The organism is Effusibacillus consociatus (assembly GCF_042652925.1).
GTDB lineage: Bacteria > Bacillota > Bacilli > Tumebacillales > Effusibacillaceae > Effusibacillus > Effusibacillus consociatus.
Genome location: NZ_JBHSHC010000014.1, coordinates 94,371 through 119,799 on the forward strand (window position 1 = coordinate 94,371; position 25,429 = coordinate 119,799).

General features: G+C 45.9%; 21 protein-coding genes. 19 read left to right on the plus strand and 2 right to left on the minus strand.

Annotated elements, in window-relative coordinates; all coding sequences use genetic code 11:
• Window positions 1-2 precede the first annotated feature (2 nt).
• The 9 genes from ACFO8Q_RS02300 to ACFO8Q_RS02340 all read left to right on the plus strand — a co-directional run bounded on the left by ACFO8Q_RS02300 (window position 3) and on the right by ACFO8Q_RS02340 (window position 11,396).
• Window positions 3-1,094 carry an extracellular solute-binding protein gene (locus tag ACFO8Q_RS02300; RefSeq protein ID WP_380024016.1) on the plus strand — a complete coding sequence of 364 codons (1,092 nt, stop codon included), beginning with the start codon at window positions 3-5 and terminating at the stop codon, window positions 1,092-1,094.
• A 49-nt stretch (window positions 1,095-1,143) separates the two neighbouring features.
• Entirely contained in the window at window positions 1,144-2,217 is a 1,074-nt protein-coding gene (locus ACFO8Q_RS02305) for an ABC transporter ATP-binding protein (RefSeq protein WP_380024018.1), read from the plus strand.
• 12 nt (window positions 2,218-2,229) lie between these two features.
• Complete coding sequence (locus ACFO8Q_RS02310; RefSeq protein WP_380024021.1) at window positions 2,230-3,963, plus strand: ABC transporter permease; 1,734 nt, start codon at window positions 2,230-2,232, stop codon at window positions 3,961-3,963.
• A 121-nt stretch (window positions 3,964-4,084) separates the two neighbouring features.
• Window positions 4,085-6,619: an NEW3 domain-containing protein gene (locus tag ACFO8Q_RS02315; protein ID WP_380024023.1), complete on the plus strand. Its 2,535-nt coding sequence runs from the start codon at window positions 4,085-4,087 to the stop codon at window positions 6,617-6,619.
• Window positions 6,620-6,693: 74 nt separating this feature from the next.
• Entirely contained in the window at window positions 6,694-7,443 is a 750-nt protein-coding gene (locus ACFO8Q_RS02320) for a creatininase family protein (protein ID WP_380024026.1), read from the plus strand.
• A 23-nt stretch (window positions 7,444-7,466) separates the two neighbouring features.
• A complete protein-coding gene (gene argH / locus ACFO8Q_RS02325; protein ID WP_380024027.1) occupies window positions 7,467-8,978 on the plus strand; it encodes an argininosuccinate lyase in 1,512 nt (503 codons plus the stop codon).
• Window positions 8,975-9,970: an N-acetylglucosamine kinase gene (locus ACFO8Q_RS02330; RefSeq protein ID WP_380024028.1), complete on the plus strand. Its 996-nt coding sequence runs from the start codon at window positions 8,975-8,977 to the stop codon at window positions 9,968-9,970. Before argH ends, ACFO8Q_RS02330 begins: the two co-directional genes overlap by 4 nt.
• A gap of 29 nt (window positions 9,971-9,999) precedes the next feature.
• A complete protein-coding gene (locus ACFO8Q_RS02335; RefSeq protein WP_380024031.1) occupies window positions 10,000-10,413 on the plus strand; it encodes a VOC family protein in 414 nt (137 codons plus the stop codon).
• Between the two features lie 38 nt (window positions 10,414-10,451).
• Complete coding sequence (locus tag ACFO8Q_RS02340) at window positions 10,452-11,396, plus strand: zinc dependent phospholipase C family protein (RefSeq protein WP_380024033.1); 945 nt, start codon at window positions 10,452-10,454, stop codon at window positions 11,394-11,396.
• Window positions 11,397-11,410: 14 nt separating this feature from the next.
• Here the strand turns inward: ACFO8Q_RS02340 and ACFO8Q_RS02345 are convergent, their stop codons facing one another.
• Both ACFO8Q_RS02345 and ACFO8Q_RS02350 read right to left on the minus strand, forming a co-directional pair.
• A complete protein-coding gene (locus tag ACFO8Q_RS02345; protein WP_380024036.1) occupies window positions 11,411-12,670 on the minus strand; it encodes an MFS transporter in 1,260 nt (419 codons plus the stop codon).
• A 95-nt stretch (window positions 12,671-12,765) separates the two neighbouring features.
• Window positions 12,766-13,659: an AEC family transporter gene (locus tag ACFO8Q_RS02350; protein ID WP_380024038.1), complete on the minus strand. Its 894-nt coding sequence runs from the start codon at window positions 13,657-13,659 to the stop codon at window positions 12,766-12,768.
• A 384-nt stretch (window positions 13,660-14,043) separates the two neighbouring features.
• On the opposite strand from ACFO8Q_RS02350, the gene ACFO8Q_RS02355 reads away from it, so the two are divergent.
• From ACFO8Q_RS02355 to ACFO8Q_RS02400, 10 genes are all read left to right on the plus strand, one after another.
• Window positions 14,044-14,712 carry an ABC transporter permease gene (locus tag ACFO8Q_RS02355; protein ID WP_465251873.1) on the plus strand — a complete coding sequence of 223 codons (669 nt, stop codon included), beginning with the start codon at window positions 14,044-14,046 and terminating at the stop codon, window positions 14,710-14,712.
• A gap of 18 nt (window positions 14,713-14,730) precedes the next feature.
• Window positions 14,731-15,735, plus strand: coding sequence for an ABC transporter ATP-binding protein (locus ACFO8Q_RS02360; RefSeq protein ID WP_380024039.1), 1,005 nt, complete (start codon window positions 14,731-14,733; stop codon window positions 15,733-15,735).
• Between the two features lie 12 nt (window positions 15,736-15,747).
• The gene (locus ACFO8Q_RS02365) at window positions 15,748-16,485 is read left to right on the plus strand and encodes an ABC transporter permease (protein ID WP_380024041.1); all 738 of its coding nucleotides are present in this window, start codon (window positions 15,748-15,750) and stop codon (window positions 16,483-16,485) included.
• A 24-nt stretch (window positions 16,486-16,509) separates the two neighbouring features.
• Complete coding sequence (locus ACFO8Q_RS02370) at window positions 16,510-17,460, plus strand: glycine betaine ABC transporter substrate-binding protein (RefSeq protein ID WP_380024043.1); 951 nt, start codon at window positions 16,510-16,512, stop codon at window positions 17,458-17,460.
• 13 nt (window positions 17,461-17,473) lie between these two features.
• Window positions 17,474-18,793 carry an MmgE/PrpD family protein gene (locus ACFO8Q_RS02375; RefSeq protein WP_380024044.1) on the plus strand — a complete coding sequence of 440 codons (1,320 nt, stop codon included), beginning with the start codon at window positions 17,474-17,476 and terminating at the stop codon, window positions 18,791-18,793.
• A gap of 48 nt (window positions 18,794-18,841) precedes the next feature.
• Entirely contained in the window at window positions 18,842-19,765 is a 924-nt protein-coding gene (locus tag ACFO8Q_RS02380; RefSeq protein ID WP_380024045.1) for an alpha/beta hydrolase, read from the plus strand.
• 90 nt (window positions 19,766-19,855) lie between these two features.
• The gene (locus ACFO8Q_RS02385) at window positions 19,856-20,779 is read left to right on the plus strand and encodes a DUF6282 family protein (protein WP_380024047.1); all 924 of its coding nucleotides are present in this window, start codon (window positions 19,856-19,858) and stop codon (window positions 20,777-20,779) included.
• Window positions 20,780-20,802: 23 nt separating this feature from the next.
• Window positions 20,803-22,206: an FAD-binding oxidoreductase gene (locus tag ACFO8Q_RS02390; protein ID WP_380024050.1), complete on the plus strand. Its 1,404-nt coding sequence runs from the start codon at window positions 20,803-20,805 to the stop codon at window positions 22,204-22,206.
• Entirely contained in the window at window positions 22,207-23,505 is a 1,299-nt protein-coding gene (locus ACFO8Q_RS02395) for a (Fe-S)-binding protein (RefSeq protein WP_380024052.1), read from the plus strand.
• A gap of 15 nt (window positions 23,506-23,520) precedes the next feature.
• Window positions 23,521-25,260, plus strand: a complete 1,740-nt coding sequence (locus ACFO8Q_RS02400; RefSeq protein ID WP_380024054.1) for a nitrilase-related carbon-nitrogen hydrolase — start codon at window positions 23,521-23,523, stop codon at window positions 25,258-25,260.
• Window positions 25,261-25,429: the final 169 nt, after the last annotated feature.

Sequence of the window (25,429 nt, forward strand, 5' to 3'; positions counted from 1 at the left end):
GGATGAAATGTGTGACAAGCGGAATGAAAAAATGGATGATGGGCATTATGACCGGAGCACTTGCGCTTTCGCTTTCGGCGTGCGGAGACAGCAGCGGAACGAATGGGAATTCGGGTGGGAACGGAGGCGGCGGAGCGGAAGAGAAGAAGCTTGTGATCTATACCGCCCGAGACAAAAACGTTGTCGATGCAGTGATTCCAAAGTTTAAGGAAAAACATCCCGACATTGACGTTCAGGTTATGACAATGGGGGCTCAGCAGATTCTGGAACGCGTGCGCGGAGAAAAAGCAAATCCTCAGGCCGATTTCTGGTGGGGCGGCACACAAGCAGCATTAATCACTGCCGCGAATGAAGGGCTTCTGGAATCCGTAAAACCGTCCTTTGCGGATAAGGTTCCAGCCCAATATAAAGATGCGCAAGACCGCTGGTATGGGGAGATGCTCCTGCCGGAAGTGATTATGTACAATTCCCAGGCGTTGAAGAAGGAAGATGTGCCGAAAGATTGGGACGAACTTCTCGATTCCAAGTATAAAGGCAAAATCATTATCCGCGGAGTTCTTGCTTCCGGTACGATGCGAACGATTTATTCTTCAATGATTTACCGCCAGGACCCGAAAGATCCCACGAAAGGATACGAGTGGCTCAAAAAGCTGGATGCCAACACGAAAGAGTACGCTCAAGATCCGACCAATCTGTACTTAAAGCTTGCCCGTCAGGAAGGTACGCTTTCACTTTGGAATCTCCAGGATATTCTGATTCAAAAAGAAAAACAGAAGCAGCCTTTTGACTTTGCGATTCCTTCCAGTGGGATTCCGATTCTGGTAGACGGCGTTGGTGTCGTAAAAGGAGCCAAGCATAAGGATGCTGCAATGAAGTTCTATGAGTTCCTGTTCGACGAAAAACTCCGAGTCGAATTGGCGGAAAATTTGTTCCAAATCCCTACCCGTACAGATATCAGCAAAGACAAAATGCCGGCCTGGTTCAAAAACATTGAATTGAAGCCGTTGCCGATTGACTGGCAGGTCATGGCCGAGAAGGAAAAAGAGTGGATGCAGTACTGGGACGAAAACATCAAGGGCAAGGGTGCCAAATAATGCGGCGGGGCTCGGCCCCGCCTCCTTGTAAACTTCGGGGGAGGATTTTATGATCGCCGTTACGCTGAAAGAAGTGAGCAAGAAGTTTGACCAAGTGATCGGTGTAGACAATGTCAATATCCGGATTCAACCTGGTGAGTTTTTTACCTTTCTCGGACCGAGCGGTTGCGGGAAAACGACAACGCTTCGCATGATTGCAGGCTTTTACTATCCGAGTTCGGGACGAATCCTGTTCGGCGAGCAGGATATGACGTTTGTTCCTCCTAACAAACGAAACACCGGGATGGTTTTCCAAAACTATGCCTTGTTTCCTCATATGACGGTGTTCGAAAATGTGGCGTTTGGATTAAAGGTGCGGAAATTGTCCAAACCGGAGATTCAAAAACGGGTGGAAAGGGCTTTGGAGCAGGTACGTCTGCCCGGGATGGGATCCAGAAGAATTGATCAACTGTCGGGCGGACAACAGCAGCGTGTTGCGTTGGCTAGAGCTCTGGTGATCGAACCCGGCATTTTGCTGTTGGATGAGCCATTGTCGAACTTGGACGCCAAACTCCGGGAGGAAACGCGCTCGGAAATTAAAAGACTGCAATTGGAACTTGGAATTACGACGATCTACGTGACGCACGATCAAGCGGAAGCAATGGCGATGTCAGATCGCATCATGGTGATGGAAGGCGGTCGGATTCAACAGATCGGCACGCCAATTGAAATTTATAACCGGCCTGCTAACCGGTTTGTCGCCTCTTTTATTGGGGAAACCAACCTGCTGGAAGGTGTGGTGGAAGAGGTCAGTGATCAGGAAATCACGGTTCGCGTAGGAGGGGAACTGCGGCTTGTCGGGTTAAAGTCGAATGTCAATCCGCATGTGAATTTGGCTCTGGGAGAAAAGGTTGTGCTTTCGATTCGCCCGGAGGCGTTTCATGACGGGGTGGGACAGAAAGAAAATGTCATCCAAGGCACTGTGATACTTTCCGAATTTACGGGTGTGAGTGTCAACTATCTGGTTCAGTCGGGGGATCATTCGCTGCGTGCCATGTTTATTAACACAGGCACGGATATTCGTTCTCGGGGCGAAAAAATCTCGCTTGCGGTAGCAAAAGATTCCATTTTCGTTGTCGACTAGGAGGGAGACAATATGCAGCCATCCTTACCTTCGTCTCAACCTTCTGTCAGCCGCTGGACCGTCATCACGTCAGCTCCGTGGTTCGTCTATGTTTTGATATCGCCTTTATTTCTCGTTCTTCTCGGTTACGTCGTCTATCCGCTGCTGCAGACTTTTGTTGACAGTCTGAGAGCAGGGGATCAGATTACTTTCAAAAACTATGCAAAGTTTTTTGATTTAGCTCACACCGCCAATCTAGAGGCCTTGTTCACAAGTATTTATATCTCGATTCTGAGTGTCATTACATGTGGAATTGTGGGAGTCGCCATGGCTTTTCTCTTGGCCCGTTATGAGTTCCCTGGCCGGAAAATTCTGTCCGTTCTGGCAATGGTCCCAATGGCGCTTCCTCCATTGATTGGTGTGCTGTCCTTTATGTTTCTGTACGGGGAAAGCGGTATTATTCCCCGTGCCCTAAAAGAGCTGTTTGGCTTGCAAGAGGTTCCGTTCTCTTTAAAAGGAGTCCCCGGCGTTCTGGCGGTACATACGTTCACCATGTACACCTATTTTTACATGACGGCTTCCGCCGCCATTGCAGGGCTTGACCCATCACTGGAAGAAGCGGCTTCCAACTTGGGAGCCAACCGTTGGCAGATATGGAGAAAAATCATCATTCCCATGCTGACGCCGGCAATCATTGCGTCATCGCTGCTGGTGTTTATGATTTCAATGGCATCGTACACCGCACCGTTAATTTTCGGGATCGAAAGAACCATGACGATGCAAATTTACTTATCCCGCACGAATGGCAATTTGGATATGGCGGCTGGACAGTCTACGATTCTATCAATCGTATCGATTGCGTTTCTTTTTCTCATGCGATGGTATCAAGGCCGCCGCAATTATCAGAATCAAAGCAAAGGGGTCAGTGTACACCGGACCGAGGTGAATAATCCTGTTGGCCGTTATTTTGCAATGGTTCTCTCGGTTCTTGGAGTGACGGTTCTCTTACTCCCGATTCTGGTGTTGGTATTAATTTCGTTCTCAAAGGATGCAACCTGGACCACTCAGATGTTGCCTCCTGAATATACAGCCGAACATTATATTAAGTTGTTTACCGACAAGAAGACATGGGAACCGATTCGAAACAGTTTTGAGATGAGTTTTATCGCAACGGTTGGCAATATCGTCTTTGGTGTGGCGGCAGCCTATGCGATGGCTCGTATGAAATTTCGCGGCAAGTCGTTAATGGATGTAATGATTATGCTGCCTTGGGCACTCCCCGGGACAGTTGTGGGGATCAATTTGATCGCTGCTTTCAATCAACCCAGCGTTTTCAGTTTCAATCAGGTCCTGGTAGGCACTTTCTGGATCTTGCCGTTAGCCTATTTTGTGCGGCATTTGCCTTTGGTGTTTCGTTCAACTTCAGCAACCTTTGCACAAATGGACCCCTCCGTGGAGGAAGCGGCACGAAATCTTGGAGCTTCCTGGTGGTACAGTTTCCGCCGGGTGGTATTTCCAATGGCGCTTGGCGGAATTCTCGCGGGTACTTTGCTTGCGCTTGTGCAAGGGATCGGGGAATTTGTCGCTTCGATCTTGTTGTTTACAGTGAACACGCGCCCTATCTCTGTTGAAATCTTTCAACGGATGTATTCATTCGAGTTCGGGACAGCTTGTGCGTACGGGGTGCTTCAAATCTTCTTGATCATTGTGGTGTTGTTCTTGACCCGCAGAGTCACCGGCGATAATGCGGGAAGTGCAGTTTCGTAAGGTGGTTCATTGGGCAGTAATCCGGGTTCCACAATCCTGGGCAAAGAACCTGGTTTCACCGTGGACGGGGATGGATCCTTCTCGTTCGCAATATATGAAAGCTGCAAAGGGGGATTGAACAATGAGGAAGAGGAAATGGCCTCTTCGAACAGCTCAAGCGGCTGCGGTGTTGGGCATGGTTGGCAGCTTTTTGCTGCCGTTACCGGCCCGGGAAGTTCAAGCGGAACGCGGAGTTGTCGATCTATGGAAGTCGATTAAACCACTTACTACGGTCGCGAGTCTTATGAACACTGGGGCCCACCCGGATGACGAGCATAGTGCGCTTCTTGCGTACTCATCGCTCGGGTTGGGGGTTGCAACTTCCAGCGTGATTGCAAACCGGGGCGAAGGAGGGCAAAACGAAATTGGAAGCGAGCTTGGCAATGCGTTGGGAGTCATTCGATCTCGAGAATTGCAGGAAGCTTCTAAAATCACCAACGTCACCTTAGAGATGTTAAGCCAGGACATCGATGATCCGATCTTCGACTTCGGTTTCTCCAAGAGCCCGGAAGAGACACTGCAGAAATGGAATGAAAATGTTGCTTACGAACGATTGATTCGCAATATTCGCAAGCATCGACCGGATGTGCTGATTCCCGCTTTTTTAAACGAGCCCTCAACGCACGGACACCACAGAGCGATTAACATACTGACTGTAAAAGCGTTTGAAGACGCGGCAAAACCTGATGTATTCCCGGAACATTTGAAGGAAGGATTAAAACCGTGGCAGGTTAAAAAATTGTATGTTCCTGCTAATAAAGACGCTTTCACTACCGCTGTACCGATCGGCACCTATGATGAAATTTACGGTGCTTCTTATGTACAGCTCGGGGAAGAATCCCGGTCTATGCACAAGAGCCAGGGAATGGGCCGTGACTATCACGAAGGCCCGCAAGACGGATTTTACAAACTGGAAAAGGCGGTTATCCCGGTTCCTGCAAAGGAAGGATCTTTGTTTGACGGGATCTCGTTTACATTCGAAGATCTCGCAAAAGAAGTTGAAACAAAAGGCAAGGACAATAAAGTCACCAAGGATCTCCGTCAACTTCAAAAAGACGCAGATGAGATTGTCAATGCTTATCCCAGATTCAGAACTGTAGCGGAAAAAGTTCATCACATGCTGCAGGATGTACGTGCCGCTGTCAAGGATGTGGAAGCCTCCTCACTCAGTGATCAGGACAAGGCGGATTTGCTATTCCGTTTGAATGCCAAATTGGATCAGTTAAATCGTGCGAGTGCGGAAAGCAATTCGGTTGTTGTAAAAGTGATTCCGGACACCGGTGAACTGGTACGCGGCCAAACAGCGAAAGTGACCGTACGGGTGTTTAACGGCGGTCAGGTGGATCTGAAGAATCTATCCGTTAAGCTAAACCTTCCATCCGGATGGCAAGCAGCAGCAAAAGGGGCCACCTCTTTCAAGCAGCTGGGCTACAACCAGACCGGGATTGTCGAATATGACGTAACTGTTCCGGCTAATGCCGACGGCTTCCATCCCTATCGGGCTCCTGTTGTGAGCGCAGCAGTTGAGTATTCCGCATTTGATGTACCGGCGAATGTTACCGTGTCTCCGAAAAATACGGTTGCCGTACTTCCGGAATTCTCCGTCTCCTTGAGTCCGAATGCGACTGTTCTCAACACTTTAAAATCGGATGAACCGATTCCGGTAACGGTTGGTGTACGGAACTATACTCCGGGTGCTGCCCAAACCACCGTGTCTCTGGAAGTACCTGAAGGCTGGAATGTGGAACCCAAGCAGGCAGCAGTGAGCTTCTCCCAGAAGGGGGAAACAAAGTCCGCCTCATTCACAGTGAAGGCTCCGGCCGGTACGTCAAACGGAAAGTACCAGGTGAAGGCAAAAGCGGTGAGAGGATCGGTAACAAGCAATCAATCAGTTCAAGTGATAGAGTATCCCCATATTGGGCGAACCTATCTTGTTTCACCGTCTGTGCTAAACATTCAGGCGTTTGATCTGGGCATCCCCTCCGAATTGAAAGTCGGGTACGTATCCAGCGGATTTGACAATATTGATCAATATCTTCGTCAAGTCGGAGTAAACGTAACCAATCTCGATGCAAATGAAGTACAGTTTGGAGACCTTTCCAAATATAACACCATTGTGCTTGGGATTCGGGCATATGGATTCCGACCCGATCTATTGGCAAGCAGCAACCGTTTGCTGGAATATGTGAAAAACGGCGGGAACCTGGTGGTGCAATACCACAAGCCGGAAGATAAATGGAAACCGGAGTTGGCCCCGTATCCGATCAAGATCGGAACTCCTTTGATTCAGTGGCGGGTAACGGATGAAAACTCAAAAGTCACCATGCTTGCACCTGACCATCCCATTTTTAATACGCCGAACAAGATTACTGAGCAAGACTGGGCTAATTGGGTTCAGGACCGTTCAGCCTACAACCCGGCTGAATGGGGGAAAGAGTATGTCGCCCTCATTTCGAACGGGGATCCTGGTGAAAAAGAATTTACGGGTACATTCCTGACCGCCAACTATGGAAAAGGCACCTATACGTACAGCAGTCTTGCTTGGTACCGTCAAATTCCGAGTCTGGTACCCGGTTCGTTCCGTTTATTTGTCAATATGATCAGTCTGCATCAATAACGATCAGGGGAGGGGCCCTCCCCTCCCAAAAATAAAGTTGCTTAGCGGCTGTTGCCGCTTAGGGAGGAATTCGCTTGGGTTCGGAAATACACATCCAAAGCGTCCAGGGACGGGATTTTAAAAAAGTGGTGGATTCGGCCGATTTTGCGGTCCTGCCTCTAGGAAGTATCGAATACCACGGTCCTCATGCTCCATATGGCACGGACTTCATTTTAGCTGAGAGTTTCAGCAGGCTCCTTCAGGGGAATTTTCAAGCAGTTGTATATCCGGCGATTCCCTATTCCGCCTGTCCGGGGAAGACCCAGCACTATCCGGGAACGATCTCGATTTCTCCACCGGTTTTTACCGAATATTTGTGTGAGGTTGTGCAGGGGATCTGTCGTTCCGGGTTTTCTCGAATCGTACTTCTCAATGCACACGATGCCAACATGGGTATTGCCCGGACAGCAGCGGAATGGGTAACCGGTCAGTTTGATCCCTGCAGTATTTTACTGGTCAACTGGTGGCAGATGGTTTCCCCCGAGACATCGAACAGCTGGGGAGTTTTTACGGGAAGTGGCCGTGGCCATGGAGGGCCTTATGAAATATCCGCTGTACAGGCGCTGTGCCCGGAGGCGGTAAATGTGACGGGCGATGAAGAAGAATTTGAAACTCCTCCCTCATTTTCCAATCTTCCGTATGTTGTAGTGGAGCGTTCACCTAAGGCCTGGGACGGTTATACGGGGCGAATCGGAGAAACTTCGTTCCACACCGGAAAAAGAATTGTGGAAGAAGCATCTCAAAATCTGTCAAAGCTGCTGCAAGATTGGTTGGCAAATCCATAATTTCGAAAAGGGATGAGAGAACTATGGTTGACCGTGATACGATTTTTGCACGTGAAGGACACCAATTTCCGGGTGCCACCTATACGGAAGTTGTACTCAGACCTGCTTACGAGGAAGCAAAGCACCACTTGTTTCAACCAATGATGGCCATCAATGCTGCCCATCTGATCATGTTGGCCGAACAGCGGCTTGTATCGCAGCCGGATGCGAACAAAATCATGAAGGCAATTGTGGAATTGGATAAGGAGTCAATCCGCAGCGGTTCTTACACCGGAGAATTTGAAGACCTGTTCTTCCAGGTTGAGCATTTGCTGCTGCAATCTGTCGGGGACATTGCGGGGAACCTGCACTTGGCAAGAAGCCGCAATGACATGGGGGTGGCCATGTATCGAATGACATTGCGGGAAAAATTGCTAACTGCCATCCGGTCATTGGTAACTTTACAAGAGGCACTTTTGTCAGTTGCGGAAGAACACACGGATACAATCATGCTTGGCTATACCCACACACAACAGGCACAACCGACAACACTTTCCCACTATCTGATGGCAGTGGTGGATTCCTTATCGCGGGATGTCGTTCGATTGCAAGCCGCTTTTCAAACCTGCAACCGGAGTTCGCTTGGGGCGGCTGCACTTACTACCTCCGGTTTCCCGATTGATCGGAAGCGGGTGGCGGAACTGCTGGCGTTCGAGGGGTTGGTTGAAAACTCTTACGATGCGATAGGCGGGGCTGATTATCTGGGGGAAATCGCCACTGCACTGCAATTATCGTTTCTTGGTTTGGGGCGGTTTGTTCAAGATCTCCTTCTCTGGTCCACACAAGAATTTGGGGCTATTGTCGTGGCAGATCCCTACGTGCAAATCAGTTCTATCATGCCGCAAAAACGAAACCCAGTGTCATTTGAGCATATTCGATCCCTTTGTTCAAGCGGTGTAGGGAATACGGCGACGGTCCTTACGATGCTCCACAATACTCCTTTTGGTGATATTGTGGATACGGAGGACGATATGCAGCCCTATTTGTGGAAGAGCCTGGATTTAGCCGATCAATTGTACCGTCTGCTGGCTGTTGTCATCCGGACAGCTGAAATTAACAAAGAATTGCTTTTAAAACGAGCTAAGGCCAGCTTTGCGACAATCACCGAATTGGCCGACACGTTGGTTCGGGAATATAATCTTTCGTTCAGGACGTCACACTCAATCGTGAGCCGTACCGTAAGGCTGGCGTTGGCAAAAGGTCTGGCTGCGAATGAGATCACACCTCAACTGGTAGATGAGGCTGCCGTTCACGTACTCGGCGGTGCATTGGGAGTCAGGGAAGAAATGATTGCAAAAGCGCTTGATCCCGTTCATTTCGTATCCATTCGATCCCTTCCCGGTGGACCTGCACCTGCGGAGATCATGAGAATGATCGGGGATCGGCAAACTGCCTGGAGAAAAACCGTTACCTGGTTGGGCGATCAAGGAGAGAAGATTCAGCAAGCCTTAAGGAACTTGGATGAGACAGCAAAGAAATGGGGCGAGCAGGCATGAAACACATCCCGGTTTTGGCGGTTGACGCGGGGGCAACGAACTGCCGAGCGGTGATTTGCGATGAACAGGGTAAAGTACTGGGCTATAGGCAGGGAGGCGCTTGCAACCATCAAAACATCGGGGCAGACAGTACGGGTACCGCATTACTCTCAGTCTTGTCATCACTCGTTCCACGGGATCAGTATCCTCTGCATGTAAAAACCGCCGTTTTTGGTATGGCCGGTCTGGACACGGATCAGGATCGGGCCATTCTGGAAACTGTAGTCCGGGAAGCACTAAAACAGTCAGGTATTCTAGCAGAGCAGGTATTGCTGGACAACGACGGGATTATGACTCTGTTGGGGGCAGTCAGAGGTGAAACCGGAGTTCTGGTGGTATGCGGAACCGGATCGATTGCATGCGGCATCACTCGAGATGGAAAACGGGCCCGGGCAGGCGGCTGGGGGCACCGGATCGGCGACGAAGGCAGCGGATATGCGATCGGGAAGGCCGCTCTGGTACATGTCCTGCAATCGTATGACGGAAGAGAGAAAATCTCAAAAATTTCAGATTCTGTTCTTCAAGAGTTGTCATTATCGAATCCGGAAGAGCTCATGGCGTGGGTATACAGCTCGGAATATTCGATTGATCGAGTGGCCGCATTAACTTCAGTTATCAGTGAGCTTGGAGAAGAAGGTGATTGGAAAGCCCGGAGCATTCTCCAGGAGGCCGGCCGCGAATTGGCAAAAATGGCCCTAGCGGTGATCGAAAATCTTCATTTGCGGCAAGTCGGATTTGACATGGTTCTTTCAGGCGGTGTGCTGCGCCAAAGCCGAGTGGTGCGAGAGCAGTTGATTGAAACCGTTCGCCAAAATTGTCCTGCCGTGCGAATCGTGACTCCGAGGTATGAACCGATTTGCGGAGTTGTTCTGAGCGGTCTTAGAGCGCTGAACATCGATCAGCCAAAAATTCTGGATCGGCTTTCACAGGAATTGTCTCTTTTTGGATCGTGATTCATAGAATGGATCTGGAGGGGAATCGGTTGTTTCAAACTCATGGGTTAAATCATATTACGATTTTCGTGAAGGATTTGGAAAGATCCTTACGGTTTTATACCAAGATCTTACGAATGGCAGTTGTTCGGAAGGGGCCGGATTATGCTTATCTGGAATCCGGTGCGACCTGGTTTTGTAGTTCCCAAAAGCCGTCTGATCAGGAAGTATCCGGACAGATGGGGGTCAACCATATTGCACTCACCGTCACTCCCGAAGATTTTGAAAAAGCGGTCCAACACTTACGAGACAATGATGTTCCCATAGTGAGAGAGCCGGTTCTGCGAGGGGTTGGATTAACTGTCAATTTTCTTGATCCTGACGGATTGGAGTGGGAATTCCACACCTCGAATTTGCTGGAAAGAATGACTGTGATCGAGGAAATGGAACGGGCAAAACCATAAAGACAGGTGGCGGATCCAATCCGCGAGGAGAAGGAAACATGCCGAATATCTGGACTCATTTGATTTTTGGGCAGGAATTGCTCCGAAATATCGGCCAAAGAGAACTGCTAACAAAGGACACGAGTAATCTGTTTCATCTCGGATGCCAGGGGCCCGATTTTTTGTTCTATCATAACTTCCTGCCTTGGAAAAAGGATCGCAGAGTAAACCGTCTTGGTGAAGCAATTCACCATGAACATTGCGGGCCTTTCCTTGTCGAGATGGTACGGGATCTGCAGGGGCGGCCGATTCCCGATGCGGCCGTAATTTACGTACTGGGATTTCTCACCCATCATGTGCTTGACCGCAATATGCATCCGTATATCCATTATAAATCCGGCTATGTGAAGTGGAATCATCAACGATTCGAAGTCATCCTGGATACCTTAACAGCCAAGAAGTTCTTGGGTATTGAGACCTGGAAAACCCCGGTTTGGAAGCAGTTCGATGTCGGGAATCATTTGCCTCCTGACATCGTGAATATGTTTCAACGGATAGCAGGAAAGTATTTTCCGGAACTGGCGAGTCGGATCGAGGCCAAGGATTGGAACGACGCTTATCGGGACATGGTACGTGCACAACGATTTTTTCATGATCCGACCGGCCTCAAGCGATTGCTTACATTCGGCAGAATCGAGCCGCTCGTGTATAAGCGAAAGAACTCCAATCGGGACTATCTGAACGAAGCACACGAAATGTGGAACCACCCGGGAATTCTCGAAGAGACTTCTACAGAAAGTTTTTGGGATCTGTGGGAAAAAGCTCTCTCCGACGGAGAGGCCGTAATAAGGGAGACAATTTCCTTTCTTACGGTGTCCGGAGAGTCAGACGCAGGCGTCAATCATGATTCCGGTTTAATTGAAAAAATAGGCAATGTCTCCTATGACACCGGAAAACCCTGCAGCAACCGTTTGGAGCTGCGATACGCCAAACCGATAATCTAAAAATCATGCCCCTCTTACCTGAGCGCTTCTTGTCGGCCTTTAACAAGATCCACCTGGGTGAGCATCGCAATCCCGATTGCAAAGAACAGAATGAGAGAAAGAATAGACCAACGGCTTGATTCGGTGAAAATCCCGACCAGCCCGAACACAAGCGGCCCCAAGACAGATGCAAATTTGCTCGATAAACTGAGGAAGCCGAAAAATTCGGCTGTCCGGCTCGGCGGTACAAGACTGCTGTAAATGGAACGAGCCACAGCTTGACTCCCTCCCTGAACCAATCCGACCATCACAGCCAACAGATAAAAGTGCAAGCTGTTTTGCATAAAAAATCCGAGTACCGTAATGGTCACATAGATCAAAAGAGAGATGTAAAGAGAAGATTTTGAACCCAGTCGTTCCGCTATCTTACCAAACAACAGAGTAAAGGGAATCCCTACGAATTGGGTGATGAGAAGCGCGGCAATCAAATCCGTTGTTTCAATCCCGATTTCGCGGCCGTAAATCGCTGCCATGACAATAATCGTGTTGATAGCGTCGTTGAAAAACCAGAAAGCGATTAAGAACTTCATCAACTCAGGGTATTTCAGGGCTTCTTTTATCGTATTCCGAATCCGTCGAAAGCCTGTCTTCGTGTAGTCGGATGCCGTTAGGCCGGTCGTAACGGGACGAGCTTTTACATTACGAAACAGAGGCGTTGAGAATACAAACCACCAAATGCCGACACTTGCGAAGGTTACGTATGTGGCTGTTTTTCCGTCTGGAAGAAAAAACCACTGCGGCTGCATAATCATGGCCAAGTTCAGGGCGAGCAGAATTCCCCCTCCCAGATATCCGAACGCATACCCTTTGGCCGAGATAAAATCCCTTTTTTCCTGTGGAACCAAATCGGGAAGAATAGCATCGTAGAAAACGTTTCCTCCGGTAAAACCGACCATGCCCACGATCATCAACACGGATGCAAGAATGTAGTCGCCTTCTCCGACAAATACCATCAAAATCGAGGCGAGCATCCCCAGATAGGCAAAGAAACGAAGGAAACGGATCTTTGCACCTGACATGTCGGCAATCGCTCCCAGGAAAGGAGCCATGACCGCAACAAGAAACATCGCAATGGATTGGGTGAAACTCCAGTAGGATGTTGCCGTTGTCTTATCCAACGTTTTTCCAGCCACATCCGAGTAAAAAATCGGCATCACCGCAGCGATCATCGTGGTAACAAAGGCCGAATTTGCCCAATCATACATCACCCAACCGCGAACCGCTTTTCGATCCATAAAATGTCCCCTCTGCGTAATATTCGTCCTATTATCTATTCTATTGCAGGTTGAGGAACGAGATGTTAAGCTTTCGGCTCAGCCCGGTTGGACTCTCACTTCATGATGTTGAGCAAGAGAGTAAGAGTCCCGAAACTAAGCACCGTTGTAACCAGCGTATTGCTTGATACAAACTGCGGCCTTGTATTGAACTGAATCGCATACATGGTTGTTGTGGCAGCAGACGGCATTGCAGCCAGGATCACAATTACTTTTTCCAGTAAAGGGTCAATCGGGAAAAACAGACAGATGCCATAAGCTAGAATGGGGGAGGCGATCAGGCGAATGATGCTCGCCAAACAAATGCCTGGCCATTCAAGAGATTTGGAAGTCACGTTGGCCAACTGCATTCCCAGTACCAGCATAACTGTTGGTATTGCAGCTTTGCCCACCAGATCGATCGCCTCGTTGAAGGTATCGGGTATTTGAACGTGGAAATGTTGGAAAAGCACAGCTAGAACCACCGCGTAATTGGATGGCATTTTAAAGACCGTCTTGATGGCTATTCCCGCTCCATTTTGTCCCCTTGAAGCGAAATAAACACCAAAGACACTCATGATGATCGAATGGAACACCATCATCGAAACTGCATATTGAAACCCTGTTGCACCATAGGCGAACAGGATGATAGGCGCTCCGTAATTTCCGCTGTTCATGAAGGCTGTTGACAAGAGAAGAGCACTCGACTGTTTGTTATCGTAGTTTAACAATTTTGCTGTTAGCAAAGTAACGATAATCAAACTAATCAGTAATAATAACGAGATTGCGACGATATAGAACAGTCGTATATCTAATGGCGTTGTATAGAATGTCTGAAAGACAAGTGCGGGAGACAATACATAGATAGCCAAAGTTGATATGGGTTTCAGATCCAGTTTGAAAGAGCGTTGGAGAACATACCCGCTAAGGAAGATTAGCAGAACAGGTAGGATAACAGTTAGAAAGATCATAGATTCACCTTCCCTCTACCATAAATCATAGTCGAGATGAACCGATCAAACAATTAAAAATTAAAAAAAAACCAGCAATAAATACAACAACCTCCGGAAGCAAATCATTCTGGAGGTTTGTTCTCTTTAATCGGATTTTCGGGATACTCCTCTATGCCCAAGTGATCGACAAGTGAAATCCATGCATCCTTGATTCCCTCATTGTTTGTAAAAAAATTTTTACATTTCTGTCTAATTTTTTTACTCCTGTAGATGCATTTGGATGAAATTTTCGGCGATTTATTGTTGCGAGCGGTTGGCACGGATCTTGCTGTTACTTTTAAGCAAGGAAATTGTCGATGTGAAATTGATCAAGCTTTTCAAAAAACTTAAGGGGGGCTTATCTTGGCAATTATAGAGTTCATCAATTCCAACTGGAATGAACTTCTTCACATGACTTTGGCACATATTCAATTAGTAGGCCTGGCTGTTGGTGTTGCCATTTTATTTGGGGTACCTTTTGGGATTTATATCACACAAAAAGAAACACTTGCCAATCTTGTATTGGCGGTAGCGGGGATTATTATGACCATACCGAGTATTGCGCTGTTTGGAATCATGATTCCGATCCTGTCAATTATCAATCAAGGAATTGGTTTTTTACCGGCATTTCTTGCCTTGATCCTTTATTCCCAATTGCCGATTATCCGAAACACTTATGTCGCTATTAAAAATGTAGACCCAAATATCCGAGACGCCGCGATTGGTATGGGGATGACCATATGGGAACGTTTATACAAAGTGGAAATTCCTCTTGCGTTACCGATTATCATGGCAGGCATCCGAATGGCTGTTGTCTTGACGATCGGAATCGGAGCAATTGCCGCGTATATAGGTGCAGGTGGTCTGGGGGTTTACATTGCAAGGGGAATTTCCACAAGTTACGAAACAATGGTGCAAGTGGGAGCGGTTGCTGTATCCATATTGGCTATTGCCTCAGATTTTCTATTGGGTCAAATTCAAAAAAGACTTTCCCCCGAGGGAGCCAAAGTATCGAAGGTAGCTAGAACCTAACAAAAGGGGTGATCCATTATGATCGAGTTTAAAAATGTGTCGAAAGTATATGAAAGCGGTAACAAACAAGTGAAAGCGGTAGACAATATTAATCTTCATGTTGAAAAAGGGCAAATCTGTGTGTTTCTTGGTCCTTCAGGTTGCGGAAAAACAACGCTTCTTCGGATGGTTAATCGTTTAATCCCCATAAGCGGTGGATCCATTCACGTTGACGGAAAGGATATCAATACGATGAATCCAATTGAACTGAGACGGTCAATCGGATATGTGATTCAGCAAGTCGGACTGTTTCCGAACATGACGATTGAAGAAAACATCAGTGTTGTTCCGAACATGCTGGGTTGGGACAGAGTAAAAACAAAAAAACGATACAGTGAATTGATGGAAATGGTTGGACTTAACCCAGATGAGTATCGCAAAAGATACCCATGGGAGTTGTCCGGCGGACAACAACAACGGATTGGTGTAGCGAGAGCGTTAGCAGCAGATCCACCGGTTATGCTTATGGATGAACCATTTGGTGCACTGGACCCAATGATTCGTGAACATATTCAAAATGAGTTCTTACGTATTCAACAAAACGTGAAAAAGACCATTCTATTTGTGAGTCATGACATTGACGAAGCCATTCGACTGGGCGATACGATTGCCATATTCAAGTCTGGCCAATTAATGCAGCATGGAACACCTGATGAAATTTTATCGAACCCCCAAAATGAATTTGTCAGAGACTTTGTAGGAAGCGACAGGGCATTAAAAAGGCTGACACTATTTTCTGTAAGAGATTTAATAGGCAGAATTGAGCATTTCAAGAAAGGGATAGGAGTTAGGAAAGAGTTTCATAATTTTATTGTGCAGGTAAATACAGACCTTAGAACAGCCCTCTCAGTGATTCTATCCTCACCAACGAGTGATGTTTGGGTTGTGGATGAAAAAGAGCGTCCAATTGGATTGTTGAGTCTTTCTGATTTTGAAATCTTTACAGGTATTCATCCCGCGGAACTGAAATCAATCGTAAATTAAGGGGGGATTTTAGTGCAAGGAAAGAGACTGGAATTGACAATTCGAGTAGGACTGACTCTTGTCATTGGTGCTCTTTTTGCCTGGGCTTATGTTTCGGGAACATTTCAGTTTATTATGGATCATCCCGATGATTTGATCTATTTATTGCAACAGCATTTGAAATTGGTTGGGTTATCTTCCTTGTTGGCTGTAGCTATTGCTGTTCCATTAGGAATTTTTATAACGAGACCAAGATTCAAGAAATATGATTGGATTGTTATTAATTTTGCGAATATTGGTCAGACAGTTCCCAGTCTTGCCGTTTTGGCGCTTGTTATGAGTTATTTGGGAATTGGATATATGACAGCTGTTTTTGCTCTCTGGATCTACTCGTTACTACCCATATTACGAAATACAGTGGCCGGAATTGAAAGTGTTAACAGATCCATTCTTGATGCCGGAAAAGGAATGGGTATGACGCAGTACCAAGTCCTTTGGAAACTGGAACTTCCGAATTCGTTATATGCCATTCTGGCAGGTATTCGAACTTCAATCGTAATCAATGTGGGCACAGCAGCTCTTGCATTCCTGATTGGAGGAGGTGGTCTTGGAGACTTGATCTTTACCGGTATATCTTTATACGACACAGGCATTATGTTGTCGGGAGCTTTACCCGTTACCCTTTTGGCAGTTATAATTGATTTTCTATTAGGAAAATTCGAAAAAATCATAATCCCCAGAGGGGTACAACGTAATTTGGAAACACTTTAACAATTGGGGGGACTCACGATGCAAATGAATATCAAAAAAATTGGGATCAAAATTTTGATGCTCTCACTGTCTATGATGCTGCTTGCGGCTTGTGGCGCATCCAAACCGGAGACCACAACCCAACCGAATGCTCTATCTGGAACTGACAGCAAGGGAAAGGTCACTGTTGGAGGAAAAGATTTTACCGAGCAGCATATTCTATCGAAAATCACCTCTATTTACTTGAAAGAGAAAGGATACGACGTTAAAGAAGCAAGCAACATGGGAAGTACGGTTGTACGTCAAGCGTTAGAAAACGGACAAATCGATCTCTACTGGGAATACACAGGCACGTCATTAGTGATTTATAACAAACAACCTGTTGAAACAAACCCTGACGTTGCCTATCAAAAGGTAAAAGAAAAAGACAAAGAAAAGAACTTGGTCTGGTTGAATAAGGCTGATTTTAACAACACTTACGCTATCATGATGCGGGAACAACAGGCGAATGAACTGGGCATCAAGACGATTTCTGATCTTGCAGATTATGTAAAGAAAAATACAGATAAGATCAAATTTGCCTCTAATGCCGAATTTTATGCGCGAGAAGATGGTATTAAAGGATTGGAGAAAAAGTATGGGTTCCAGTTTCCGCCGAAGAATGTTGTAAAAATGGACACCGGATTACTGTACAATGCATTGAAAGACGGGCAGATTGATGTATCTGTAGGATTTGCCACTGATGGACGGATTAAAGGATTCAAGTTAGTCACATTACAAGACGATAAACTTTTCTTCCCTGCTTATAACGCAGCACCGGTCGTTAGAAAAGAAGTTTTGGACAAGAACAAAGAGTTGTCTGACCTTCTCAATGATGTAGCAACCCGTTTAAGCACAGAAACCATGATGAAGTTAAATCACTCAGTGGATGTAGAACACAAAGATGTCGCGGAAGTTGCCAGAGAGTGGCTTGTTTCCCAGAAATTGATCAAATAGGACGGAGATGAACATGGCGGCAAAGATAGAAAAATTGCTATCATACGTCGAGACTGAGTCACTGGGTACATGCAATCCGGATGCAATCCACTCTGTAAAAGAAGCTCTAATCGATATTGTTGCCAGTACAATCGCAGGTTCCCAAACCGAAGCAGGCAAGATTGTTAAGAACTTTGCTTCGCACCAATGGGGCAGGGGAAGCAGTACGGTTTTTCGGGCATCTGAAAAACTGAAACCAACAGGAGCTACCCTTGTTAACGCTACTATGGCGAATGCGTTGGACATTGATGATGGGCATCGATTGGTAAAAGGGCATCCTGGTGCTGTTATTTTCCCAGCCGTACTTGCTGCAGCGGAAGAGTACGGAGTGACCGGAGAGGAATTTTTGACTTCACTTCTTATAGGATATGAGGTAGGGATAAGAGCGGGAATTCTGGCCCATGAACTACGGCCGGAATACCATTGTACCGGTTCTTGGGGGGCACTTGGAGCTGCTGCAGGTGTTTCAAGAATTATTGGATTATCTGCCTCCTCGCTGGAGCATGCCTTGGGGATAGCAGAGTATCATTCAACTTACTCACCCATGATGAGGTGCATCGACCATCCTTCTATGGTGAAAGACGGTATTGGATGGGGAAGCATGACAGGCATTAGCTCTGCATATCTGGCGAAAGATGGATTTACGGGTATTCCTTCATTGTTTTCAAGTGAACTAGCAGAAGAATTGACCAATGAATTAGGAAGGTATTACCGAATCCAGCATCTCTACTTTAAACCTCATTCTTGTTGTCGGTGGGCACAGAGTGCAATAGAAGCGATAAGGTATATTACGGAGCAGCACAGTATCTCGTATACCTCTGTTGAAAAAATCGTGATTCACACATTTAGTGAGTCCGCGAGATTGTCCCATCGGTACCCCAGGAATACGGAAGAAGCTCAGTACAACCTTTCTTTTCCTGCAGCCGCTTATCTTGTTTTTGGTGAAGTGGGGCCAAAACAAGTACTAGAGGAGATAGAAAACAAAGAGATCTTGAATATTATGGATAAAATAGAAACCCTGATAAATCCCCAATTCGACGGGAAATTTCCAGAAAAGGCACTAAGTCAGATAGAAATCTATACATCTTACGGCGGCCATTATCTTTCCCCCGTCATGCAAGCGAGAGGTGATTTTGATTATCCCTTAACAAAAGCAGAGAAGAGAGATAAGTTTATTTGGCTAACAAAACCAATAGTAGGAAAAAGAAAAAGCGAAGAATTACTTGAGCTACTGGATTGTATAGAGGAGTTAAATGATATAAGAGAACTGACAGCAATGCTTTCATCAGACTGAAACATCCCTGTGTCTTTTCAATTTCCATATTTTTAGGAGGCGGAACACATGCAAGAGCGTCAGATCAGTTTTTATAGTGAAGGGTACAAATTGGACGGTACTTTATACCTGCCTGATGATTATCAACCTGGGGAAAAAAGGCCGGCGATTATTCCAAATTCAGGATATAATGGGTTCAATGAATTTTATCCGCGTCTTTTTGCCCGAAATCTAACAGAAGCCGGTTATGTGTGCTTGGGATTTGATTATCGGGGATTTGCGAATAGTGAAGGACCTAAGGGCAGAGTGATTCTGGAGGAACAAGTAGAGGATATTAAGAATGCCATTACTTTCCTGAAAATCCAAGAGGAAGTAGACCCCGAGCGAATCGGACTTATCGGTTGGGGAATGGGAGCATCCAATGTTGTGCGAGCAGCTGCAGCCGACAAACGCGTGAAAGCTGTGGCAGCTTTAAATGGATTTTTCAATGGAGAGAGATGGCTAAAATCAATTCATTCGTATGTTGACTGGAACAACATACTGAAAACAATTGAAGAAGACCGGATTCGACGTGTTACGACCGGGCAATCATTATTAGCGGACCCATTTATTCATTATCCCCTAGACCCTGCTACTGAAGATTACGTGAATAAAGAATTAGCGCCTCTTTCACCCTTTGGTAAGCAGACTGCTTTGCAATTCACAGAATCCATTATTGGGATGAATGCGGAGAAAGCAGTCGCTGACATCTCACCAACGCCTCTTTTTGTAGCTCATGGAAAAGACAATTTGTTGCATCCGTTGGATGAATCTGTGTCCTTATATGAGTCTGCACGGGAACCTAAACAGTTTTATCTGATTGATGGCAAACACAATGACTTTATGTATCACGAACATCCTGTTTTTCAAGAACTGGTTGGCAAACTTCAGGAATTCTTTGGGGATTATTTAGGTACAGCAGCCTTGGCCAAACCTGAAAAAGCTTGTGTGTAAGCAGTTCTCAACGAAAAAATGCACCTTGCTCGTTTGGTTTAGCGAACCAATGGCTAGGTGCATTCTCTGTTCACCGACTTGGCACAATCTTTGCGTAAAAAATTTGAAATAGTGTTTTTGAGAGGAGATCCAGATATGTCATCGTTTCATCCGCTGTTAAAAGGTGCCATTGAATTGCATTGCCATAGCTATCCGAGTCTTTTTCCACGAAAGCAAACAGATTGGGAGTTAATAGAAGATGTAAAAGCCGCCGGCATGGCGGGGGTGGTTCTGAAAGCTCACGAAGCACAAACTGTAGATCGAGCCACGCTTCTTCGAGCCAAAGAACCTCATTTGCATATATACGGGGGATTGGTTTGCAACTTTTTTACCGGGGGGTTGTCACCAGCAGCAGTCGATGCTGCTATTCGTCTGGGCGCCAAAATCATTTGGATGCCAACCTTTTCATCAAAAGAGCATTGCTGCCACTTTGGTCAAAAGAAAACACGCTTCTTCAACACTCAACGTCCATTATTGCATCCTGAACAGGGTCTGGAAATTTGGGATGAAAACAGAAGGATATTGCCTCAGGTCCATGAAATTCTCGAATTGATTGCAGAGTCCAATATCATTCTGGCAACAGGTCATCTGAATCCGGAAGAAGTGATGGTGTTAGTTGATGCGGCCAAGGAGCACAAAGTAGAAAAAATTCTGATTCAGCACACAGATTTAGGGATAGCCCGTGTACCATTCGATTTACAGACAGAATTGGCAAAAAAAGGAGCCCTTCTAGAAAAATGTTATCTCGCCTGCAGCGGGGATTTTAACGACATTACCGTTGAGGAAATGGCGGAAAGTGTGAAACGCCTGGGTGTCGAGTCGTGTGTTATGGTGACAGATTATGGCCAAGCGCATAATATTCCTCCGATCGAAGCTTTGAGCAACTTTGTTGGAGAATTTTTGAAATGCGGCATTTCTGAACCTCAAATTGAACGAATGATTGTGCAGAATCCGAAACATTTGCTGGGAATTTAGAGTCATGAAAGGATGAAACCGGGATGGAGGAAAAGATTCTCAAGGAAATTCGAGCGATGATCCCAAAAGAACGCATTCTGCTGGATTTACAAGAACGGTATTCGTACAGCTTTGATGCCTCCTTTGGCGAATATTTGCCGGACATTGTTATTCAGCCCAACAATGCTGAAGAAATCAGTCAGTTGATCAAACTTGCCAATCGATACCTGATTCCGGTCTACCCAAGGGGGGCAGCCACTTCGTTAAGCGGGGGGCCCCTGCCGGTTGAAGGCGGGATGGTTTTAGATATGTCCTGTTTCAAACAAAAACTCATTATTGATCCGGAGAATTTGCTTGCCATCGTTTCTCCTGGTGTGATAACGGCAGATATTCATAAAAAAGCGGAAGAAGCGGGCTTGTTTTATCCGCCTGACCCGAGCAGTGCCCATGTTTCCACCATTGGCGGGAATTTGCTTGAGAATTCCAGTGGCCCTAAGGGGCTTAAGTACGGAACGACAAAAGAATATGTGATTGGTTTGGAAGTCGTTACACCAACCGGTGAGATCATTCGAACGGGGGGTAAGACTGTAAAAAATGTAACGGGGTATGACCTCACGCGCCTCATCGTTGGTTCAGAAGGAACGTTGGGGATTGTTACGGAAGCGATTTTGCGCTTAATTCCAAAACCGCAAGCAAGAAGAACGTTACTGGCTGCTTTTAATCGCTTGGTTGACTCAGGTCACACGATTACCAAAATTCTATCGTCAGGAATTTTACCAGCTGCAATGGAACTGATGGATAATGCATGTATTCGAGCGGTTGAGAATTACCAACCGTGCGGTCTCCCCGTCGATGCAGAGGCATTGATCATCATTGAAGTTGACGGACATCCGATCGCCGTTGAAGAAGAAATACGCAAATGTGAAGCGTTATGTTATGAACAAGGGGCAACCAGTGTAAGAGTTGCGAAAGATGAAGCGGAACGTCTGGAAATCTGGAATGCGAGAAAAATGGTATCTCCCGCTATTACCCAAATGGGACCTACCAAGATTTCCGAGGATGCCACCGTCCCCCGCAGTCAAATTCCGGCAATGATGGAGAGATTGAAACAGATCCGTGAAAAATATCAACTGAATCTTGTCGTATTTGGTCATGCCGGAGACGGGAATCTCCATCCGAACATCATAACTGACAAACGGAATGTGGAGGAGATGAAACGTGTGGAAGATGCGGTAAGCGAAATCTTTGAGACGGCAGTTTCATTAGGTGGCACTCTTTCTGGAGAACACGGGATCGGAACGTTAAAAGCCCCATACATGGAGATGGAACTTGGTGAGATTGGTTTGCTGATGATGAAAAAGATCAAACAAGCTTGGGATCCGAACAACATTTTAAATCCTGGAAAGATATTTCCGAAACCGGGTCAAACCAAGGTGGTGTTAACATAAATGAACCAACAGTTATTCGATCTAACCTATGATGCAACCAACAAATGCGTACAATGCGGTTATTGTTTACCTGTTTGTCCGACGTATGAGTCAATGGGGAAAGAATCAGCATCGCCCCGTGGAAGAATAAACCTCGTTAAACTGGCGGCAGAAGGAAAAATTAACGTTCTGGATCACTTGGCAGGACCTATCGATTTATGTTTAGGGTGTCGAGCCTGTGAAATAGCCTGTCCCGTTGGTGTGCCCTATGGTCATATATTGGAAGCTGCCAAAGAAGTCATCGCGGAAACGCAAGTTGAGAAGAAAAATGAGATTTGGATGGATAAAGCAAAAAGGCTGGCCCTATCCCATTTATTCCTTCATCCCAAGCGATTGCGGGCAATCGGGAACTTTGTTTGGTTGTATCAAAAGACAGGTTTGGCGAAAATTGTCCGTAAGACAAAGATACTCAATAAAATATCGGAACCGATGGCCCAATTTGAAAAGATGCTCCCTCCGCTAGAGTCCCCGATCAAACGAAATCAATGGGGTGAAATCATTCCAGCCAAGGGAGAAGTAAAAACACGCGTTGCCTTTTTTGCTGGTTGTGTGACGGATGCAATGATGTATCGAACCAATCGCCTTACGATTGACCTTCTTACTTTGGCGGGTTGTGAAGTGCTGATTCCGGAAAAGCAAAATTGCTGCGGTGCTCTGCACGCCCACCAAGGAATGACCGATCATGCAAAGACACTGGCGAAAGCCAATATCGAAGCGTTTGAACAATCAGGGGCCGAATATTATGTGAATAATGCCGGCGGTTGTGGCGCGATACTCCGTGAATATGACCACCTACTGGCAAACGACGAACAATGGCAGCACAGAGCAAAAAACTTTGTCAACAAGTCAAGAGATATCAGTGAAATTCTTGTGCAGTACGGTCCCCTCCCTTTCAAAAAGGAATGGAATGGAGTTATCACCTATCAGGATTCTTGTCATTTGCGAAATGTGCAAGGGGTGTACAAGCAGCCTCGACACTTATTACAGTCCATTCCAGGGGCGATTTTTATTGAAATGGAAGACAGCAACCTGTGTTGCGCCTCCGGCGGCATCTACAACATTCTGCATTTTGAAGAATCGATGAAAATTCTCGATGAAAAGATGGAGAAGCTCAAAGCGACAAGAGCCACTACCGTTGTCACAGCCAACCCCGGTTGCTTGTTGCAAATGCGATTAGGGGTTGAAAGACAGGGATGTTTGGAACAAGTGGAAGCTTTACACCTTGTTGATGTGTTAGCGGAAGCATGTGGATTACGTTAAGCGGAGGGAATGGAGATGGCTGAATCCAGGAAACCATTTGTTGCAGCTTGCATTCAGTTTAATCCCAAATTAAACGAAAGAGATCAAAATGTAAAAAATCTCATTCATGCAGTTACTGAAGCAGCTAAGAGTGGAGCGAAACTGATCGTCACTCCTGAAATGGCTACAACGGGTTATTTTTATCGGGATCGGGAAGCGATTCAACCATTTGTAGACACCATACCAGGGGTGACAACGAATGATTTTGAAAAAATTGCAAAGCAATATGGAACTTATATTGTGATTGGAATGCCTGAGGCTGATGAAGAGACCGGGATCTATTACAACTCAGCAGCATTGATTGGACCTGAAGGATATATCGGGAAGTATAGAAAAATTCATCAATGGGAGACTGAGGAACACTGGGCTGCCTGGGGAGATTTAGAGATTCCTGTATTTAACACAGAAGTAGGCAAGATTGCGATTAACATATGTATGGACTCCGTTTATTTTGAATCCGCCCGTTTAGCTGCAATAAAAGGAGCTGATATTCTCGTTTTTCTGACCAATTCGACAGCACAAACGATTTCCACTCTGCAAGCAAGGGCCGAAACAAACGGATTATACGTTGTAAGTGCCAACAGATCGAATACGGAGAATGGATTTCATATGGTGGGTGCCAGCGCAGTATGGTCCCCTTACGGAGAAAAACTGGCAGAGGCAGTTTATATAGCTTCACCAGATGAGGATCTGGACGAACCGACCATTGTTTATGCGGAAATAGACCCGTTCAAATTCAAGAACGAGGCAAAGAAGAGATTAAACGAAAGAAGACCGGAACTTTATAAAGACTTAATGCTCTATATTGCTCCGTGGGATTTTACCAAGAACACTGAATCTCATGATATAACGGCAGCAGCTATCCAATACGAGCCAGTTACAGGGAATAAAGAAGCAAACCTGGTTAAGATCAAGAATCTGATTTCGAATGCAGTGGAAAAGACCCGTTTTGACAATGGAAAGTTAGATCTGGTAGTATTGCCCGAATTATCTCTTACGGGCTGCACGGACAATCTGAGTAAAACGAAAATATATGAATTAGCCGAAACAATAAATGGTCGTTACGTAAAAGAATTAATTAAAGTTGCGGTGGAATTTGGCTTACACCTCGTTTTTGGATTCATTGAAAAAGAAAATAATCATTTTTATAATTCTGCTGGGCTTGTCACTCCAGAAGGAGAAATCCAAGGGGTATACCGAAAGACACACTTAAATATATCTGATAAAATTTGGGCAGCTCCTGGAACCAAGATTCCCGTTTTCTCAGCAAAAAAACTCGGTAAAATCGGGATCATGATTGGATATGATGCTGCTTTTCCTGAGGTTGCCGGAGTTATGGCAGTAAACAGAGCGGATCTAATAGTTGTCCCGTCGAGTTGGCATGGAGAATATGGAAGGGATTTAGAAATCAATCAGACTATTTCTGTTAACAGGTACCCGGACGGGGCTATGTCAACTTGGGATGTTATTGCATTGGGAGCTCAAGCATATACCATTGTTTCTAACTTTATAGGAACAGAGAAGAACTTCTTAGGCAGAAGCGCTTTGTATACATTGGATCCGCTCTACGGATTAGATCAGCCCGTTGTCGCCTCAAATAACAGGGAGGAGGCTTTGATTGCAAGATTCTCCACAATTCAAAGGGACTGGTGGTTTAATCAGGAGAAATTAATCTTATCCAGAAGAACATTTTTTTATAAGCCGCTTGTTATTTGAATAACCAAAAAATAGATCCCAATATTTTTTTATTAAAATATCTGAAATATTATATAATAAATAATAAAATAAAAATCCTGGCTCTGTCAGGATTTTTATTTCTTCGCCGTATGGGAGTGATCGCGTGAGTGAAGGTGAAGGGGCATTATGAATGTATTTAACTCAAAGC

What these genes read in the sequence shown, in the direction of transcription:
- ACFO8Q_RS02300 (WP_380024016.1), top strand. Translation starts at nt 3, where the DNA reads ATGAAATGTGTGACAAGCGGAATGAAAAAATGGATGATGGGCATTATG.
- ACFO8Q_RS02305 (WP_380024018.1), top strand. Translation starts at nt 1,144, where the DNA reads ATGATCGCCGTTACGCTGAAAGAAGTGAGCAAGAAGTTTGACCAAGTG.
- ACFO8Q_RS02310 (WP_380024021.1), top strand. Translation starts at nt 2,230, where the DNA reads ATGCAGCCATCCTTACCTTCGTCTCAACCTTCTGTCAGCCGCTGGACC.
- ACFO8Q_RS02315 (WP_380024023.1), top strand. Translation starts at nt 4,085, where the DNA reads ATGAGGAAGAGGAAATGGCCTCTTCGAACAGCTCAAGCGGCTGCGGTG.
- argH (WP_380024027.1), top strand. Translation starts at nt 7,467, where the DNA reads ATGGTTGACCGTGATACGATTTTTGCACGTGAAGGACACCAATTTCCG.
- ACFO8Q_RS02330 (WP_380024028.1), top strand. Translation starts at nt 8,975, where the DNA reads ATGAAACACATCCCGGTTTTGGCGGTTGACGCGGGGGCAACGAACTGC.
- ACFO8Q_RS02340 (WP_380024033.1), top strand. Translation starts at nt 10,452, where the DNA reads ATGCCGAATATCTGGACTCATTTGATTTTTGGGCAGGAATTGCTCCGA.
- ACFO8Q_RS02345 (WP_380024036.1), bottom strand. Translation starts at nt 12,670, where the DNA reads ATGGATCGAAAAGCGGTTCGCGGTTGGGTGATGTATGATTGGGCAAAT.
- ACFO8Q_RS02350 (WP_380024038.1), bottom strand. Translation starts at nt 13,659, where the DNA reads ATGATCTTTCTAACTGTTATCCTACCTGTTCTGCTAATCTTCCTTAGC.
- ACFO8Q_RS02360 (WP_380024039.1), top strand. Translation starts at nt 14,731, where the DNA reads ATGATCGAGTTTAAAAATGTGTCGAAAGTATATGAAAGCGGTAACAAA.
- ACFO8Q_RS02370 (WP_380024043.1), top strand. Translation starts at nt 16,510, where the DNA reads ATGAATATCAAAAAAATTGGGATCAAAATTTTGATGCTCTCACTGTCT.
- ACFO8Q_RS02375 (WP_380024044.1), top strand. Translation starts at nt 17,474, where the DNA reads ATGGCGGCAAAGATAGAAAAATTGCTATCATACGTCGAGACTGAGTCA.
- ACFO8Q_RS02380 (WP_380024045.1), top strand. Translation starts at nt 18,842, where the DNA reads ATGCAAGAGCGTCAGATCAGTTTTTATAGTGAAGGGTACAAATTGGAC.
- ACFO8Q_RS02390 (WP_380024050.1), top strand. Translation starts at nt 20,803, where the DNA reads ATGGAGGAAAAGATTCTCAAGGAAATTCGAGCGATGATCCCAAAAGAA.
- ACFO8Q_RS02395 (WP_380024052.1), top strand. Translation starts at nt 22,207, where the DNA reads ATGAACCAACAGTTATTCGATCTAACCTATGATGCAACCAACAAATGC.
- ACFO8Q_RS02400 (WP_380024054.1), top strand. Translation starts at nt 23,521, where the DNA reads ATGGCTGAATCCAGGAAACCATTTGTTGCAGCTTGCATTCAGTTTAAT.